This window comes from Micromonospora sp. NBC_00389, assembly GCF_036059255.1.
In the GTDB taxonomy this organism is placed as follows: domain Bacteria; phylum Actinomycetota; class Actinomycetes; order Mycobacteriales; family Micromonosporaceae; genus Micromonospora.
In genome coordinates, this window is the sequence record NZ_CP107947.1 from 2,922,488 (window position 1) to 2,940,202 (window position 17,715).

The window sequence follows — 17,715 nt, forward strand, 5'->3', positions numbered from 1 at the left end:
GCGTGTCCCAACAGATGCACATCCGGTCCCCCACGACGAGCGCGCATCCGGCACTCTTGGGGGCGTGCATCTCCCCCCGGGCATGGTCGCCGTCGCGGTGCTGAGCGGGCTCGTCGCCGCTGCGGCCGTCGTACTGCTGACCGTGGTCGCCCGGCGGCGCACCGGGTCGCGCCGGCCCGCGCATCTGCTACTCGCGGTGGCCGCCGGGGTCGCTCTGCTCAGCCTCGTGGTCGGGGTGGTGGCCGCGCTCGCCGCGAACGACCACTGGGCGCACGAGCAGGGGCAGCGCACCGGCTGGGCCACCGTGGTGGCGATCGGCACGGCGGTGAGCGGGCTGGCCTTCGCGGCCGGATTGCTCCGGCTGCCCGGGGTGGCCGCCACCTCGGCGGCTACCGCCCGGCTCGCCCTGGACGGCTTGATCATGGCCGCCGCGCTGTGGTTCGTCGGCTGGGTGCTCTTCTCCGAGCCCACCCGGTTGCTCGGCGCCTCCACCCCGATGGCCTGCCCGGCGATCCTGGTGGCCACGGTGGCCGCCGCGCTCGGCGCCGGGCTCGCCGTGATCGTCGTCTTCCGGGCCGCCGCCCCGCGCCAGCGACTGGCCGCGCTCGGCGTCGGCATCAGCGCGGTGACCTGCGGCGGGCTGGGTCTCGCCGCCGGGCTCTGCCAGGCCGGGCCGACCATGGCACTGACCGGCGCGGTGGTGCTCGCCGCCGGCCTGCTGACCGTTGCGCTCGCGGTGCTCCGGGCCGACCGGCCGGGGCAGGTCGAGCTGGACCTGACCGGTCGCGACGGCGAGTACGCGATCGCCCCGATGCTGGCGATGGCCGCCTCGGCGATGCACCACCTCCTGCAGGGCGGCCGGTTCACCGCGGCGGGCATCGTGGCCGGCAGCGTGGAGGGCTTCGCCCTGGTGGCCCGGCAGTACCTCACCCTTAAGGACGTCCGGGACTACGCCGGCCGGTTGGCCGAGCGGGAGGCGCACTTCCGTGAGCTGGCACACACCGATCCGCTGACCGCGCTGGCCAACCGGCGGGGGCTGCTGCGCGCGCTGCACGACAGCGCGGCGGCGGGCACCCCGTGCGTGCTGCTCGGGCTTGACCTGGACGGCTTCAAGAACGTCAACGACATGCGCGGCCACGACGTGGGCGACGCGGTGCTGGCCGAGGTGGGCCGGCGGCTGCGCGGCAACCTGCGCCCCGGCGATGTGGCGGCCCGGCTCGGGGGCGACGAGTTCGCCGTGCTCATGCCGGGGCGGCCGGCCGAGGCGGACCGGGTCGCCGAGCGGCTGCTCGGGGTGCTCAACCGTCCGTACGACCAACCGGAGGGGCCGGTCTTCCTGTCGGTGAGCATCGGGGTGGCCGGGTGGGCCGGCGAGCCGGACGTGGAGCTGCTGCTGCGCCACGCCGACCTGGCGCTGCGCTACGCCAAGCAGCGCGGCAAGAACCGGATCGAGCGCTACGACGCCACGTACGACCAGCTGCTGCGTCGGCGCACCACGCTGGAGCACGAGCTGCGCGGCGCCATCGAGCGCGACGAGCTGCGGCTGGCCTTCCAGCCGGTGGCCTCGCTGCCGTCGGTGCGGCCGGTCGGCGCCGAGGCGCTGCTCCGCTGGCACCACCCCGAGCTGGGCAACGTCCGTCCGGACGAGTTCATCCCGTTGGCCGAGGAGTGCGGGATGATCGCCACGCTCGGGGCCTGGGTGCTGCACCAGGCCTGCTACCAGCTCTCCCGCTGGCTGGCCGACGGGCACGACGTCTGGGTCTCGGTGAACGTCTCGCCACGCGAGCTGCACGCCCCGGAGTACGTGGTCCAGGTCGCCGAGGCGCTGCGCGCCCACCACGTGCCGCCGCAGCGGCTGGTGCTGGAGGTCACCGAGCACGCGGTCGCCACCGACCTGGACGAGCTGATCCGGCGGCTGACCGCGCTGCGGCTGACCGGCGTGCGGATCGCGCTGGACGACTTCGGCGCCGGCTACTCCTCGCTGGGGCAGCTCCGCCGGCTGCCGATCGACATCCTGAAGATCGACCACAGCCTGGTCGCCGAGCACGAGCCGGTCCGCCCGGTCGGCAAGGACGGCCCGGCGTTCGCGCCGATGGTCGACATCGTCATGCGACTGGGCCACCAGCTGGGGCTGGAGGTGATCGCCGAGGGGGTGACCACGCCGACGGAGTTGGCCGCGGTGGTGGCGGCCGGTTGCCGGTTCGGTCAGGGCGCGCTCTTCGGCTGGGGTGTGCCGGCCGAGCACCTGGAGGCGATGCTGGAGGCGGCCACCTCGCCGGGTGCGCGACCCGCGCCGCTGCCCGCGCCGCGCCGGGTTTCGGGCGGGCCCGGGCAGGTCATCCCGGTTGCCGAGGGCGTGTCGCCGGCGGACGCGCCGCGTTCCGTTAACCAACATGTGGGATCAGTTGACTCATCGCGTGAGATGCGTCAGGCTTAGCCGCATGTCGTCGTACCGGTCGCTGCGAGTACTTACCTGAGCGCACTCTCCCTCATTGAGAGTGCGCTGGCCCCGTGCATCTGCACGAGGGCCGTTTTTATTGCCATCGGAACCTGTCGGGGCGGGCCCCGCCCGCGTCGCATCGCTTGACAAGCCCCAGCCACTCCAGCCGAAGGCCAGAACCGCCATGACGAGACCCACGCCCGAGACCCTCGCCCATACCGCCCGCCGTGCCCGCGCGGCCACCGAGCCGGCCGGCGACGTCGACCCCGCCGCCGCGCGCACCCCGGCCAGCCCGGCCAGCCCGGCCACCCCGGCGGTACGGCCATCCGCTCCGGCCCAGGTCTCCGGCGCCGGTTCGCTGGTGCGGTCCCTTGAGGCGCTCGGCGTCGACGTCGTCTTCGGCATCCCGGGCGGCGCGATCCTGCCGGCTTACGACCCGCTCTACGACTCCACCGTCCGGCACATCCTGGTCCGGCACGAGCAGGGCGCCGGGCACGCGGCGACCGGGTACGCGCAGGCCACCGGCAAGGTCGGCGTCTGCATGGCCACCTCCGGCCCGGGCGCCACCAACCTGGTCACCCCGATCGCCGACGCGTACATGGACTCGGTGGCGATGGTGGCGATCACCGGTCAGGTGGCCCGCCCGTCGATCGGCACCGACGCCTTCCAGGAGGCGGACATCCAGGGCATCACCCTGCCGATCACCAAGCACAACTTCCTCGTGCAGACCGCCGAGGAGATCCCGCAGGTGCTGGCCGAGGCCTTCCACCTGGCCAGCAGCGGCCGGCCCGGCCCGGTGCTGGTCGACATCCCCAAGGACGTGCTCCAGGCGCCGACCACCTTCGCCTGGCCGCCCACCCTGGACCTGCCCGGCTACCGGCCCACCCTGCACCCGCACGGCAAGCAGATCCGGGAGGCGGCCCGGCTGATGGCCGCCGCCCGCCGGCCGGTGCTCTACGTGGGCGGCGGGGTGCTCAAGGCCGGTGCCACCGACGGGCTGCGTAAGCTGGCCGAGCAGACCGGCATCCCGGTGGTCACCACGCTGATGGCGCTCGGCGCGTTCCCCGACTCGCACCGGCAGCACCTGGGGATGCCCGGCATGCACGGCACGGTCGCGGCGGTCTACGGCCTGCAGAAGGCGGATCTGATCGTCGCCCTGGGTGCGCGGTTCGACGACCGGGTGACCGGCAAGCTGGACTCGTTCGCCCCGGACGCGGCGGTGGTGCACGCCGACATCGACCCCGCCGAGATCGGCAAGAACCGGCACGCGGACGTGCCGATCGTGGGTGACGCCCGGCACGTCATCGACGAGCTGATCGCCGCGGTGACCATCGAGCGCTCGGCCGGGCACAGCGCCGACCTGGCCGACTGGTGGACTCAGCTGGACGACCTGCGCGACCGCTACCCGCTGGGCTACGACGAGCCGGCCGACGCCACGCTCTCGCCGCAGTACGTGATCAAGCGGCTGGGCGAGATCGTCGGCCCGGACGCGATCTTCGTGGCCGGGGTGGGCCAGCACCAGATGTGGGCGTCCCAGTTCATCTCCTACGAGAAGCCGCACACCTGGTTGAACTCCGGTGGCCTCGGCACGATGGGCTACGCGGTGCCGGCGGCGATGGGCGCCAAGGTCGGCAAGCCGGACACGGTGGTCTGGGCGGTGGACGGCGACGGCTGCTTCCAGATGACCAACCAGGAGTTGGCCACCTGCGCGCTGGAGGGCATCCCGGTCAAGATCGCCGTGATCAACAACGGCAATCTCGGCATGGTGCGGCAGTGGCAGACGCTGTTCTACAACGAGCGGTACTCCAACACCGAGCTCGGCACCCACAAGCACCGCATTCCCGACTTCGTCAAGCTCGCCGAGGCACTGGGCTGCGTCGGGCTGCGCTGCGAGAACGCCGCCGACGTGGACAAGACCATCGCCGCCGCCATGGAGATCAACGACGGCCCGGTGGTGATCGACTTTGTGGTCGGCAAGGACGCCATGGTCTGGCCGATGGTCGCCGCCGGCACCAGCAACGACGAGATCATGTTCGCCCGCGGCGTCCGCCCGGCCTTCGACGAGGATGACATCTGACATGAGTGAGCGAAGCGAGGTCGTGGCATGACGATGCACACCCTGTCCGTGCTCGTGGAGAACAAGCCCGGCGTGCTCGCCCGCGTCTCCGGCCTGTTCTCCCGGCGCGGGTTCAACATCGACAGCCTCGCCGTGGGCGAGACCGAGAACCCGGACGTCTCCCGGATCACCATCGTGGTCAACGCGGAGTCGTCGCCGCTGGAACAGGTCACCAAGCAGCTCAACAAGCTGGTCAACGTGCTCAAGATCGTCGAGCTGGACCCGCAGGTCTCGGTCGCCCGGGAGTTGCTGCTGGTGAAGGTCCGCGCCGACCGGTCCGCACGGACCCAGGTGCTGGAGACGGTCAACCTGTTCCGCGCCCGGGTGGTCGACGTCGCGCCGGACACCCTGACCATCGAGGCCACCGGCACCCCGGACAAGCTCGACGCGCTGCTGCGCGACCTCGAGCCCTTCGGCATCAAGGAAATGGTCCAGTCCGGGCTCGTGGCGATCGGGCGCGGCTCGCGTTCGATCACCGCTGGCCCCGCGCTGCGGGCCGCCTGACCCATCCACACGGACCACGACGGGCCGCCCCGGCCGTCGTACGAAAGGGAAGTCCCAATGAGTGTTGAGGTGTACTACGACGACGACGCCGACCTCGGCCTGATCCAGGCCAAGAAGGTCGCGGTCATCGGCTACGGCAGCCAGGGCCACGCCCACGCGCTGTCGCTGCGCGACTCCGGCGTCGACGTGGTGATCGGTCTGCCGGAGGGCTCGAAGAGCCGCCCCAAGGCCGAGGAGCAGGGCCTGCGGGTGGTCACGCCGGCGCAGGCCGCGGCCGAGGCCGACGTGATCATGGTGCTCGCGCCGGACACCGCCCAGCGTGCCCTGTACACCGAGTCGATCGCGCCGCACCTCGCCCCGGGCAAGGCGATCTTCTTCGGTCACGGCTTCAACATCCGGTACGGGCTGATCAAGCCGCCGGCCGAGGTGGACGTGGCGATGGTCGCGCCGAAGGGCCCGGGCCACCTGGTCCGCCGGCAGTACGCCGACGGCAAGGGCGTGCCCTGCCTGGTCGCCGTCGAGCAGGACGCCAGCGGCAACGCGCTCGCGCTCGCCCTCGCGTACGCCAAGGGGATCGGCGGCACCCGCGCCGGCGCGATCAAGACCACCTTCACCGAGGAGACCGAGACCGACCTCTTCGGCGAGCAGGCGGTGCTCTGCGGTGGTGCCGCGGCGCTGGTGCAGACCGGTTTCGAGGTGCTCACCGAGGCCGGCTACGCCCCGGAGGTCGCCTACTTCGAGTGCCTGCACGAGCTGAAGCTGATCGTCGACCTGATGTACGAGGGCGGCATCGCGAAGATGCGCTACAGCATCTCCGACACCGCCGAGTACGGCGACCTCTCCCGTGGCCCGCGAGTCATCGACTCGCGCGTCAAGGACGAGATGCGCAAGATCCTCGGGGAGATCCAGTCCGGCGAGTTCGCCCGCGAGTGGGTTGCCGAGGACGAGGCGGGCCGGCCCAACTTCAAGAAGTGGCAGGCCGAGGGTGCGGCGCACCCGATCGAGGAGACCGGCAAGAAGCTGCGCGGCATGATGAGCTGGGTCGACCGCCCGATCACCGAGACCGCCTGACGTCGCGGCGCGACCGCCCGGCCGTCCAGACACGGCCGGGCGGCCGCGTGCGCTACTCAGCCGCGCTCGATCGACCTGGCCTCACCGGCTGCCCAGGCTGCCTCCTCGTACCGGCCGAGGCCTTTGAGAATGCCGGCCAGCGTGCGCAGCGCGGCGACCAACCGGTGGTCGTACCGGACGGGATCGTGCTCGGCCAGCCAACGGAAGTGCCCCACCGCCTCCTCGGCCGTCGTCACGGCCGCTTCCGGTTCGCCGAGCTCTGAGTGGCACGTGGCGATCACGAACAGCAGTCGGCCGAGCGCCGGCCGGGCCCGCAGTGGCTCCCAACGGGCCCAGAAGGTCAGATCCTCGCGGGGGTCCGCTGCCAGCGTCAGCGCCTCGGCCCACCGTCCGTCGCTGGCGAGGGACTCGGCCAGCCCGGTCACCGCGTCAAATCGGGCGGGCATGTACCGCAGCCGCGCCCAGACGGAAAGCCGCCGGAAGGTCTCGACCGCCTCCTCCCGGGCGGCCAACGCCTCGACCGGCGCGTCCAGCGCCGCCCGGCAGCTACCGAGCACGGTGAGCGACCGGGCCAGCCCCGTCAGCTCTCGGACGCCGAGCGGCGCGCAGCGTAGCCATGTCGCCCGGGCCTGCTCAGCAAGGGGCAGCGCGTCCTGAGGGGCGCTGGGGGAGAGCAGGTTGGCCATCATCAGGTGCGCTGCGGCCAGAACGACCAGCCCGTCTCGGTCGGTCGCGTTCTCGACGTACCCGATCGCCTCCCGGCCCTGGTCGAGCGCGGAGGCCACGGTGCGGTCGTCGGGGACCGAACCCTGCGCGACGAGCGCTCGCGCGAGCCCCACCTCGTGCCGGTCCGGCCGGTCCTGGACCAGCCGCCGGTAGAGCGCGACCGCCTCGTCCGCGGCGGCGGTGCGCCGGACCACGAAACCGCGTCGGATGCTCACCTGCTGGGACCGGGTGACCAACGCCTCGGCCAGCATCGGACCGAACCGCGCGAGATCGATGCGGGTCAGCTGTCGGAGCAGCGTGATGCGGATGACGAGCGGCACGGGCGGCTCCTCCCCGAGGGCTGGTGCCTCCGGTTGTAGCTGGCCAGGGCAACCATGTCGGTCAGGTGAACGCCCGATGTCCGTCGCCCGACCCGCTGTGTGAGGGCCCTCACCCCGCGGACCGGAACATGCCGACCAGCGAGGCCCCTACGATCGCGGGTAGGTGCGCAGCCGGCACCTGACGGCCACGGCACGGATCAGCGCAGGGCGCAGTGCGGCGCCTTATCGCCCGGGCCGATCGCAAACACGACCTCTACGAGGACCGATGAATCCTGTCGTACTGATCGCCGAAGAACTCGCCCCCGCCGCCATCGAGGTGCTCGCCTACGACTTCGACGTCCGTCACGTCGACGGCACCGACCGTCCGGCCCTGCTCTCGGCGCTCTCCGAGGCCGACGCCGTCATCGTGCGCAGCGCGACCCAGATCGACGCCGAGGCGATCGCCGCCGCGCCGCGACTCAAGGTGGTCGCCCGGGCGGGTATCGGGCTGGACAACGTCGAGGTGCCCGCCGCCACCGCGCGCGGCGTCATGGTCGTGAACGCGCCCACCTCGAACATCGTGTCCGCCGCCGAGCAGGCCGTCGCGCTGCTGCTCGCCGTGGCCCGCAACACCGCGAGCGCCAGTTCCGCGCTCAAGGCGGGGGAGTGGAAGCGGTCGAAGTACACCGGCGTCGAGGTGCAGGGCAAGACCGTCGGCGTGGTCGGGCTCGGCCGCATCGGTGTGCTGTTCGCGCAGCGCATCGCCGCGTTCGGCACCCGGCTGATCGCGTACGACCCGTACATCCAGCCGGCGCGGGCGGCGCAGCTCGGCGTACGCCTGGTCGGGCTGGAGGAGCTGCTGCGGGAGAGCGACTTCATCTCCATCCACCTGCCGAAGACCCCGGAGACGGTGGGCCTGATCGGTGAGAAGGAGCTGGCGATCGTCAAGCCCGGCGTCCGCATCGTCAACGCCGCCCGCGGTGGTCTGGTCGACGAGCAGGCGCTCGCGAACGCCATCGCCGAGGGCCGGGTCGCCGGTGCCGGCGTCGACGTCTACAGCAAGGAGCCCTGCACCTCCTCGCCGCTGTTCGCCTTCGACAACGTGGTGGCCACCCCGCATCTGGGCGCCTCCACGCACGAGGCGCAGGACAAGGCCGGCTTGGCGGTGGCCAGGAGCGTGAAGCTGGCGTTGCAGGGCGAGTTCGTCCCGGACGCGGTCAACGTGCAGGCCGGCGGTGTGGTCGCCGAGGACGTCCGGCCGCTGCTCCCGCTGGCCGAGAAGCTCGGCCGGGCCTTCACCGCGGTCGCCGGCGGTGTCGCCGCCAGCGTCACGGTCGAGGTTCGCGGCGAGATCGTCAGCCACGACGTGTCGGTGCTCAAGCTCGCCGCCACCAAGGGCCTGTTCAGCTCGGTGGTCGAGGAGCAGGTCACCTACGTCAACGCCCCGCACCTGGCCGCCGAGCGTGGCGTCGAGGTCACCCTGGCCAGCCTGGCCGAGACGGCTGAGCAGCCGACCCTGGTCACGGTGCGCGGCGCGCTGCCGGACGGCCGGACGGTCAGCGTCTCCGGCACGGTCACCCACGCCGGTGCTCGCGACGTCCTCAAGCTCACCGAGGTGGACGGCTTCGACGTGGAGATCGGCGCGGAGGGCATCCTGCTCTTCCTGCGCTACGCCGACCGGCCCGGCGTCGTCGGCACCGTCGGCACCCTGCTCGGCGAGTCGGGCATCAACATCGCCGCCATGCAGGTGGCCCGGCGCGAGGCGGGCGGCGAGACGCTGATGACGCTCACCGTCGACCAGGCGCTCGGCGCCGACCTGCTCACCTCGGCGGCCGACTCGATCGGCGCGACGGCGGCCAGCGCCGCGGATCTGCGCGACGAGTAGTCGACGGCAGCACCACGGGGGGCCCGGCGATTCGCCGGGCCCCTCGTCATACCCGTGGTGGGGTGTCCTGCCGCCCGGTCAGCCGGGCAGCCGGGCCGGGGGCGGGTAGACGGAGCCGTCCTGCGGGTCGAAGAGCATCAGCCCGTGCTCGCCGGCCAGCCGCTCGATGTCCAGCAGCACCTGGTCCGCACAGGTCGGGTGCAGGTTCAGCTCGACGTGGTCGTGGGCGGCGTGCAGCGGCGTCACGGCCCACGGGCTGTCCGGGCCGGGGTGCCGGTCCGGGTAGGAGGCGGTGATCGCCCGATAGAAGCTGACCACTCGCGGGTCCGGGTATCGGTCGACGTGCCGCCCTTGCCGGCACCCCTCGACCGCGGCCCGTACGTCCTCGGGCGTCGCCCCGTCCTGCAGGGCCCACACGCTCAGATCGAAACTCACGGCGGACAGCGTGCCATCCGTCGTTCACCATGTCGAAACTGCCTCGCCGCAGGCCAATCGCCGAGCCGCCACACTCCGGTCACGACGGTCCGCTGTGGAGACTCTTGCGTCGAGTTGCGTCGATTCGCTAGCGTACCGACTGCGGTCACTGGCCGAGTTCGCGGCGCCGACCCGTCTTCGGGTGGCGCGGTCGACGTCCGGCCCGACCGGTCCGCACCCCTCGATTGTGCGAGCCACGCGCACTCGTCGCTGACCGGCCCCCACGGTCGTTGCCGAGACTGTGGGGGCCGATCGCGGGCCCGAGTGGCGGCCGACGTGCGAATCGGACGCAGCGCCACGGGGAGGCGGGCCGGTGCGGCGACGTTCCGCTCAGCGCCGGTGGGCGAAGAGCGCGCGGTAGTCGGAGCCGGCGCGGAACCAGGACAGGCCGGTGGGGCCGGCGGCGTAGAGCGCGGTGGCGTAGGCGTCGGCGACCGTCAGGTCGGGGCCGACGACGGTGGCGGCGACGAGCTGACTGGCCGGCTCACCGGTGTGCGGATCCACCACATGTCCCTGGCGCCCGGTCACCCCGGAGGTGCCGACCGCTCCGGCGGTCATCTCCAGCACCAGCGGCGCGCGTTCGGGTGCGGTCGGGTGATGCACCGCCACCCGCCACGGGCCGCCGTGTGGCGCGTGGCCACGGACCACCAGGTCGGCGCCCGTGAGTAGGGCGTAGTCGTGGATGCCCGCGGCGCGCAACCGGGCGGCGGCGCGCTCCACCGCCCAGCCGCCGAGCAGACCGCCCGGGTCGAAGCCGCCGGGCACCGCCCAGGCGTCGAACCACCCGTCGGTGGCGGCCCGCATCGCCGTGCAGCGGTCCACCAGGTCGGCCAGTGGGGGGTACGAATCGGGACTGATCTCACCCCGGCGCAGCATGGAAACCAGACTCTCGGGCCGGTTCGGGCCATAGGTGAGGTCGATGGCGCGCAACTCGGCGACGCTGTCCCGCAGTGCCTCGCCGACGCCCCGGCGGCCGAGCCACTCGGGTGCGTTGAGCAGCAGGGTGTACTCGGCGGTCGGGGTCTGCACGGTGTGCTGAACGGCGATCCGGCCCTCGGTGGCGCTGGCCGGATCGATCCGCTGGCGGCGGCGGCCCAGCCGCAGGTCCGGCCGGCGGTTCCGGAAGGCCGACGGATCGGGCCAGCGGGTCCGCGGCTGCTCGTCGATGCGCATGGCACCTGCCCCTCACAGTGTGGCGTCGCGTCATCGGCGACCCCGTGTCGCGGGCCCCCCTGACCCGCTGACCCCTACGTTAGGCAGCGGAGATGATTGGCTCATGGATCCCACCTGTGAGGGTGCTGTGTATCGGTGTGTCCCAGATTGTGGACGATCCGTACCGGGAGGCGGGACGACGACGTACCGTTGCCCGGTACGGGACAGTCGAGCAGAGGAGTGCGGGCGTGGCGCGGATCGCGGTGGTGGCCGGGGACGGCATCGGGCCCGAGGTGGTCGCGCAGGCCCGCAAGGTCCTCGACGCCGTGCTGCCCGGCGTGCAGGCCACCGAGTACGACCTCGGAGCGGCCCGCTGGCACCGTACCGGAGAGGTGCTGCCCGACTCGGTCCTGGCCGAGCTGGCCGGGCACGACGCGATCCTGCTCGGCGCGGTCGGTGACCCGACCGTTCCGCCGGGAGTGCTGGAGCGGGGCCTGCTGCTCAAGCTCCGGTTCGCCTTCGACCAGTACGTCAACCTGCGCCCGTCACGGCTCTGGCCCGGGGTCGCCGGCCCGCTGGGCAACGTGAAGCCGGGCGAGGTCGACCTGGTGGTGGTGCGCGAGGGCACCGAGGGTCTCTACGCCGGGGCCGGCGGTTCCCTGCATCGGGACACCCCTGCCGAGGTCGCCACCGAGGAGAGCCTGAACACCCGGCACGGCGTGGAGCGGGTGATCCGCGACGCGTTCGCCCGGGCCGGTCGCCGGGAGCGGCGCAAGGTCACCCTGGTGCACAAGACCAACGTGCTCACCCACGCCGGGTCGCTGTGGGCGCGTACCTTCGACGCGGTCGCCGCCGAGCACCCGGACATCGCCACCGAGTACCAGCACGTCGACGCGGCCGCGATGTTCCTGGTCACCCAGCCGCAGCGCTATGACGTGGTGGTCACCGACAACCTGTTCGGCGACATCCTCACCGACATCGCCGCGGCGGTCACCGGCGGGATCGGGTTGGCCGCCAGCGGCTGCATCAACCCCGCGGGGGCGTACCCCTCCATGTTCGAGCCGGTGCACGGCTCGGCGCCGGACATCGCCGGGCAGGGCATTGCCGACCCGGTCGCCGCGGTGCTCTCCGCCGCGCTGCTGCTGGAGCAGCTCGGGCACGCCGAGGCCGCGACCCGGGTCAACGCGGCGGTTGCCGCCGAGCTTGCCGGCCGGACCTCGGGCGTGACGCTGCGTACCGCCGAGGTCGGCGACCGGCTCGCCGCGCACGCCGTAGCCTGACTCGCCCCGGGGCCGACCAGCCACCCGCCAGTCGGTCCGACGAGGGGCCATCCGGGGTTCCCTATGCCCCCGAGCGGCGCTACCCGCTGAACGACCGTTCGGGGTAAGTTTCTGGCACAGCCATGTCGGTGTGCGGTCCCGCATGCCGTTGTCCCGCAGGGAGGTCAGCGCGATGAGCGGTGGTGACAAGCTCGACTTCGAGATCCGTCCGAATCCCGCGCCGGTATCCGCCGCCGACCGGGCCGCCCTGCTGGTCAATCCCGGGTTCGGCCGGGTCTTCACCGACCACATGGTCACCGTCCGGTACGCCGACGGCAAGGGCTGGTACGACGCCCGGGTGGAGGCGCGCGCGCCGATCCCGATGGACCCGGCCAGCGCGGTGCTGCACTACGCGCAGGAGATCTTCGAGGGGTTGAAGGCGTACCGGACCGCCGTCGGTGGCGTGACGATGTTCCGGCCGGACGCCAACGCCGCCCGGTTCGCCACCTCGGCGCAGCGGATGGCGATGCCGGCGCTACCGCCCGAGGTCTTCGTCGACTCGCTGCACAAGCTCATCGAAGTCGACCGGGACTGGATCCCGACCGGCGAGGACGGCAGCCTCTACCTGCGGCCGTTCATGTATGCCAGCGAGGTCTTCCTCGGCGTCCGCCCGGCCAACGAGTACCTCTACCTGGTGATCGCCTCGCCGGTCGGCGCGTATTTCACCGGCGGGGTCAAGCCGGTCACCGTCTGGGTCTCGCCGGACTACACCCGGGCCGCGCCCGGCGGCACCGGCGCGGCCAAGTGCGGCGGCAACTACGCCGCGTCACTCGCGGCCCAGGCGGAGGCCATCGAGGCCGGCTGCGACCAGGTGGTCTTCCTGGACGCGGTGGAGCGCCGGTTCGTCGACGAGCTGGGCGGCATGAACGTCTTCTTCGTCTACGACGACGACACCGTGGTCACCCCGCCGCTGACCGGCACGATCCTGCCGGGTATCACCCGGGACGCGATCATCACGCTGGCCGGCGCGGCCGGGCACCGGGTCGAGGAGCGGCCGGTCACGTTCGCCGACTGGCAGGCCGACGCGGCCAGCGGCCGGCTCCGCGAGGTCTTCGCCTGCGGCACCGCCGCGGTGATCACCCCGATCGGCGGGGTCCGCTTCCCGGACGGCGAGTTCCTGATCGGCGGCGGTGAGCCCGGCCGGGTCACCATGGCGCTGCGCCAGCAGCTGGTCGACATCCAGCGGGGCAAGGCTGCCGACCCGCAGGGCTGGGTGCACCGGGTCCTCTGACGCCCGCACGCGCCCACGGGTCCGGCTGGACGGGTGGGCGCGGCCGGGTCGACACGGTCGGTTCGGAGGGCGATACCGCACGGGCATCACCATGACCGTGCGGTATCGCCCCCGACGACCGGCGGGCTAGTCGAGCAGGTGGTCGCGGAGGGCGGCGAGCTGCGCCTCGGTGACCCCGGCGTGGCGCAGGTACCCCTCGACCGAGCCGTGCCCCGCGCGCAGCTCGGCCAGGAAGATCTCCATCGCCTCGGCGGGCGAGGCCAGGAACGGTGCCGGCACGTCCACCCTGCCGCTGGTGGTGGCAGCCAGCCAGGCGCTGTACCGGGCCGACGCCTCCGCGCTCAGCGCGTAGTCCGAGACGATGTCGGCGTCGTCGACGCCCAGTACGGCAAGGGTCAGCGCGCAGACGATGCCGGTGCGGTCCTTGCCCGCCACGCAGTGCACCACCACCGGGGCGTTGGCGGAGTCCGCGATCAGCCCCACCGCCTCGGCCAGGCCGGCGGTGCCGGTCTGCGCCAGGTCGGCGTACCGGTCCGCGAGGTAGCGGGCCAGGCTGGCACCCTCCTCGTGCGGCTGTCCGGCCCAGTCCGCGTGCTCCGGGTGGATGTGCCGGTAGGTCAGCCCCGGGTACGCCGGCACCCGGCCGTCCCGGTCCACCTCCTGGGGGCGGCGGAGGTCGATGACGGTGCGGATGCCGATCGCGGCAAACGCGTCCTGGTCCTGCTCGTCGAGGCGGTGCAGCGAGTCGGAGCGGTAGAGCCGGCCCCGGCGCACGGTCCGGTCGTCGTGGCCGGCGTAGCCACCGACGTCGCGGAAGTTGAAGGTCGCGGGCAGCGAGATGTGTCGGTTGTCGTCGATGGCGTCCACGCTGACACGGTAACGGCCGGTGGGGCAGTGCCCCACCGGCCGTCGGGTCCGTTCAGCTACCGTGCGGTGCCGGGCGGGAGTGCGCCGTACGTCTCGTCGTAGTAGCCGCCCAGCCGATCCCGGTAGCTCGGGTCGCTGTGGCTGGTCTCGTCGTACTCCGGGGCGGCCTTGATCTGGTCGCGGGTCCGGTCGACGGAGACGGTGCGCTGGTCGTGGTCGACCTGGTTGACCGTGCCGGCCGGCAGCATGACCTTCTTGCCGAAGATCCACGGGCCGGTGTCCACCACCAGGTAGCTGCCGTCCACCTCGTGGCTGGCGCTGTCGATCTTGCCGATCCCGCCGTCGATGGCCTCGACCTTGTAGTCGACCAGGTCGGCGTCGGCCACCCCGGCCTGATCCCGGTAGCGCCAGGGGTCGAAGGTGCCGGCCGGCGCGCCGCCGGGCACAGCGCCCTGGTCGCCGCCGCGCAGCGGGTCCGGCCCGGCGTGGGTGGCGTGCGGATCGATCCTGTCCATGCCGTTCACTCCTGACTGTCGCCGATCGTCTCGGCGTCGGTGGGTGCGTCCCCGCAGGAGCTACCCGGCCGCCGGGGTCCGGAAACGGCGAGGGGTCGACACCGCAGGTGCGGCGTCGGGCCGTCGGGGCGTACCGACTCTGCGTCGGCGTCCCGCCATGTGGGTTATTCCTCCCAAATACAGGAGCGGGGTGGCACAGTAGTGATCGTGACCAGCACCGCCCTGATTATTGCGACCTAGCGCGCCGGCCCTCCCCTCCGCCGAGCGCGCAGACCTCCCGCACCCGCGGGAGGTCTTTTTGTTGCTCCCAGAAAGGATCCTGATGACGTTCCAGGTCTTCGACACGACGTTGCGCGACGGCGCCCAGCGCGAAGGGCTCACCTATTCGGTGGTCGACAAGCTGGCGGTGGCCCGGTTGCTCGACGAGTTCGGCGTCGGCTTCATCGAGGGCGGCTGGCCGGGCGCGGTGCCCAAGGACACCGAGTTCTTCCGGCGGGCGCGCAGCGAACTCAACCTGCGGCACGCCGTGCTGGTCGCGTTCGGCGCCACCCGCAAGGCCGGCGTCGCGGTCACCGACGACCCCCAGGTACGCGGCCTGCTGGACGCGCAGACCCCGGCGGTGGCGCTGGTCGCCAAGGCCGACATCCGGCACGTCGAGCGCGCGTTGCGCACCACCGGCGCGGAGAACCTGGCGATGATCCACGACACGGTCACCCACCTCGTGGGCGAGGGCCGCAGGGTCTTCGTCGACGGCGAACACTTCTTCGACGGCTACCGCCACGACCCGGCGTACGGCGCGGCCGTGGTGCAGACCGCGCTGGCCGCCGGCGCCGAGCGGATGGTGCTCTGCGACACCAACGGCGGCATGCTGCCTTCGCAGGTGACCGCCGCGATCGTCGACCTGACCCAACGGCTCGGGGTCGACGCCGGGCTGCTCGGCATGCACGCGCAGAACGACACCGCCTGCGCGGTCGCCAACACGATCGCCGCCGTGGAGGCGGGCGTCCGCCACGTCCAGGGCACCGCCAACGGGTACGGCGAACGCCCCGGTAACGCCGACCTCTTCGCGGTGGTCGCCAACCTCCAACTCAAGCTGGGCATGCCGGTCCTACCGGAGGGCTGCCTGGAACAGATGGTGCGGGTCTCGCACGCCATCGCCGAGATCGCCAACATCGCCCCCGACACCCACCAGGCGTACGCCGGGGCCGCCGCTTTCGCTCACAAGGCGGGGCTGCACGCGAGCGCGATCAAGGTCGACCCGTTGCTCTACAACCACGTGGACCCGTCGGTGGTGGGCAACGACATGCGGATCCTGGTGACCGAGATGGCCGGCCGGGCCAGCGTCGAGCTCAAGAGCCGTGAGCTGGGCCTGGATCTGGCCGGCCGTCCGGAGGCCCTGACCCGGGTCACCAACCGGGTCAAGGAGTTGGAGGCGGGCGGCTGGTCCTTCGAGGCCGCGGACGCCTCCTTCGAGCTGCTGGTCCGCTCCGAGCTGCCGGAGGGCCGGCCGGCCCGGCCGTTCACCCTGGAGTCGTACCGGGTGCTGGTCGAGCACCGCGAGGACGGCGCGGTCGTCTCCGAGGCGACCGTCAAGATCCGGGTACGCGGCGAGCGGGTGATCGCGACCGCCGAGGGCAACGGCCCGGTCAACGCCCTGGACGAGGCGTTGCGAGTGGGGCTGACGCGGCACTACCCGCAACTGCGCGACTTCGAGCTGGCCGACTACAAGGTGCGCATCCTGGAAGGCAGTCACGGCACCGGCGCGGTCACCCGGGTGCTGCTGGAGACCGCCGACGGCAACGGCCGGGACTGGACCACCGTGGGCGTGCACCACAACGTGGTCGAGGCCAGCTGGCACGCCCTCGTGGACGCCCTCACCTACGGCCTGGCCCCCACCACCGTCTGACCCACGCCGGCCCCCGGATCGCGGGCGGGCGGTCAGGGGGTGGGGAGGGTGAGGGTGGCCAGCACGGGTCGGTGGTCGGTGGCGGGGAGGGTGAGCACCGTGACGGAGCGGACCGCGATACGGCGATCCACCAGCACGTGGTCGATGGTGACCGGCGGGATGAGGTCGCCGTCGTACGGGCCCCAGGTGCCGGTCAGCCCCTCCCCGGAGGCGTCCGCGGCGTCGACGTAGCCGGTGCGCAGCAGGGCTCGCAGCGGGCTGTGGTCGAGGGTGGCGTTGAAGTCCCCGGCAAGGATCCGCAGGCCACCGTCCGGGGTGGCCGGTGGCTGCGCGGCCAGGTCGGTACGCCAGGCGTCGACCTGGTCCAGCGCGTACGGCGCCGAGGGGTGGGCCGACTCGACGCGGACCGGGGGCGCGCCGGGCACGACCAGCGTGCCGTACGCCTGACTGAAGCCCCACCCTTCGAGGTTGTGCCGGATGCCGGCGTCGGTGATCGGCCACCGCGAGTAGAGCCCGGACCCGGGTGTGCCGATCTGCGGGTTGAGCTGGCGGTGGGGCAGCAGTTGGTCGAGGCCGAGTCGGTCCAGGGCGACCTGCGCGTCCGGGGTGAACTCCTGCACGGTGAGCACGTCCACCCGATGCTGCCGGACCAGTTCGACCAGCGTCCGCGGGTCGGCGGAGCCGGCGAGCAGGTTGGCGGTGAGCAGCCGCACGGTCGGCCCGCCCGCCGCCGGCTGCGGGGCGGCCAGTGCCCGGGGTGCGACCACGCCGAGCAGCGCCACCGCGGTCAGCGCCGCGATCGCCGCCGGCCACCAGCGCCGCAGCGCGAGGGTGAGGGCCAGGGCCAGCACACTCCAGCCCGCGACGTACGGGGTGAAGGCGAGCGCCTGCACCAGCGGCCCCCGGTCCAGGCCGGCCAGCCGGATGGCGGCCCAGGCGGTCGTCGGGACGACCGCCAACCAGCAGAGCACCGTGCCGAGCCGGTCGGCGCGGCGTCGGGTCGGACCGGGAGGAGCGTCGACGATCACGGCGGTCAGCCTAGCGGAACTCGTCGCGCCATTTCGTGAACGGTTATCCGCTCACATTTCACAATTATCTGACGGCTGGCCGACAGCGGCATAAGGCCAGGTCAACTATTGACGCTCGGCTTTTTACGATGCTACGTTCCACCTGGCCTAAACGACGCAACTCTGAGTAGTAAGCCCAGCTC

14 protein-coding genes are annotated in these 17,715 nt (G+C 72.5%); 8 read left to right on the top strand and 6 right to left on the bottom strand.

The window, feature by feature from the left end:
* Positions 1-82: 82 nt before the first annotated feature.
* The 4 genes from OG470_RS13925 (at position 83) to ilvC (ending at position 6,131) form a co-directional block, all read left to right on the top strand.
* Entirely contained in the window at positions 83-2,437 is a 2,355-nt protein-coding gene (locus tag OG470_RS13925; protein ID WP_442931194.1) for a putative bifunctional diguanylate cyclase/phosphodiesterase, read from the top strand.
* A 187-nt stretch (positions 2,438-2,624) separates the two neighbouring features.
* Entirely contained in the window at positions 2,625-4,517 is a 1,893-nt protein-coding gene (locus OG470_RS13930; protein WP_328424379.1) for an acetolactate synthase large subunit, read from the top strand.
* 27 nt (positions 4,518-4,544) lie between these two features.
* Positions 4,545-5,060 carry an acetolactate synthase small subunit gene (gene ilvN, locus OG470_RS13935; RefSeq protein WP_089017348.1) on the top strand — a complete coding sequence of 172 codons (516 nt, stop codon included), beginning with the start codon at positions 4,545-4,547 and terminating at the stop codon, positions 5,058-5,060.
* 57 nt (positions 5,061-5,117) lie between these two features.
* Complete coding sequence (ilvC, locus tag OG470_RS13940; RefSeq protein ID WP_328424384.1) at positions 5,118-6,131, top strand: ketol-acid reductoisomerase; 1,014 nt, start codon at positions 5,118-5,120, stop codon at positions 6,129-6,131.
* Between the two features lie 56 nt (positions 6,132-6,187).
* Here ilvC and OG470_RS13945 read toward each other — a convergent pair whose 3' ends face one another.
* Entirely contained in the window at positions 6,188-7,177 is a 990-nt protein-coding gene (locus OG470_RS13945) for a hypothetical protein (protein WP_328424386.1), read from the bottom strand.
* A gap of 265 nt (positions 7,178-7,442) precedes the next feature.
* Between OG470_RS13945 and serA the strand changes: the two genes are divergently transcribed.
* Positions 7,443-9,041 carry a phosphoglycerate dehydrogenase gene (gene serA / locus OG470_RS13950; protein ID WP_328424388.1) on the top strand — a complete coding sequence of 533 codons (1,599 nt, stop codon included), beginning with the start codon at positions 7,443-7,445 and terminating at the stop codon, positions 9,039-9,041.
* Positions 9,042-9,119: 78 nt separating this feature from the next.
* On the opposite strand, the gene OG470_RS13955 is transcribed toward serA, so the two are convergent.
* Positions 9,120-9,476: a hypothetical protein gene (locus OG470_RS13955; protein ID WP_328424390.1), complete on the bottom strand. Its 357-nt coding sequence runs from the start codon at positions 9,474-9,476 to the stop codon at positions 9,120-9,122.
* 369 nt (positions 9,477-9,845) lie between these two features.
* A complete protein-coding gene (locus OG470_RS13960) occupies positions 9,846-10,688 on the bottom strand; it encodes an FAD:protein FMN transferase (protein WP_328424392.1) in 843 nt (280 codons plus the stop codon).
* A 227-nt stretch (positions 10,689-10,915) separates the two neighbouring features.
* Between OG470_RS13960 and OG470_RS13965 the strand changes: the two genes are divergently transcribed.
* Positions 10,916-11,947, top strand: coding sequence for a 3-isopropylmalate dehydrogenase (locus OG470_RS13965; protein ID WP_328424394.1), 1,032 nt, complete (start codon positions 10,916-10,918; stop codon positions 11,945-11,947).
* A 172-nt stretch (positions 11,948-12,119) separates the two neighbouring features.
* Positions 12,120-13,217: a branched-chain amino acid aminotransferase gene (locus tag OG470_RS13970; RefSeq protein ID WP_328424396.1), complete on the top strand. Its 1,098-nt coding sequence runs from the start codon at positions 12,120-12,122 to the stop codon at positions 13,215-13,217.
* A 126-nt stretch (positions 13,218-13,343) separates the two neighbouring features.
* Here OG470_RS13970 and OG470_RS13975 read toward each other — a convergent pair whose 3' ends face one another.
* Both OG470_RS13975 and OG470_RS13980 read right to left on the bottom strand, forming a co-directional pair.
* Positions 13,344-14,084: a tyrosine-protein phosphatase gene (locus OG470_RS13975; RefSeq protein WP_328424398.1), complete on the bottom strand. Its 741-nt coding sequence runs from the start codon at positions 14,082-14,084 to the stop codon at positions 13,344-13,346.
* Between the two features lie 56 nt (positions 14,085-14,140).
* Positions 14,141-14,599 carry a PRC-barrel domain containing protein gene (locus OG470_RS13980; RefSeq protein ID WP_328424400.1) on the bottom strand — a complete coding sequence of 153 codons (459 nt, stop codon included), beginning with the start codon at positions 14,597-14,599 and terminating at the stop codon, positions 14,141-14,143.
* A 322-nt stretch (positions 14,600-14,921) separates the two neighbouring features.
* Between OG470_RS13980 and cimA the strand changes: the two genes are divergently transcribed.
* On the top strand, positions 14,922-16,505 hold the full coding sequence (gene cimA, locus OG470_RS13985; RefSeq protein WP_328424402.1) for a citramalate synthase: 1,584 nt from the start codon (positions 14,922-14,924) through the stop codon (positions 16,503-16,505).
* Between the two features lie 32 nt (positions 16,506-16,537).
* Here the strand turns inward: cimA and OG470_RS13990 are convergent, their stop codons facing one another.
* Complete coding sequence (locus OG470_RS13990; RefSeq protein WP_328426339.1) at positions 16,538-17,476, bottom strand: endonuclease/exonuclease/phosphatase family protein; 939 nt, start codon at positions 17,474-17,476, stop codon at positions 16,538-16,540.
* Between the last annotated feature and the right edge of the window lie 239 nt (positions 17,477-17,715).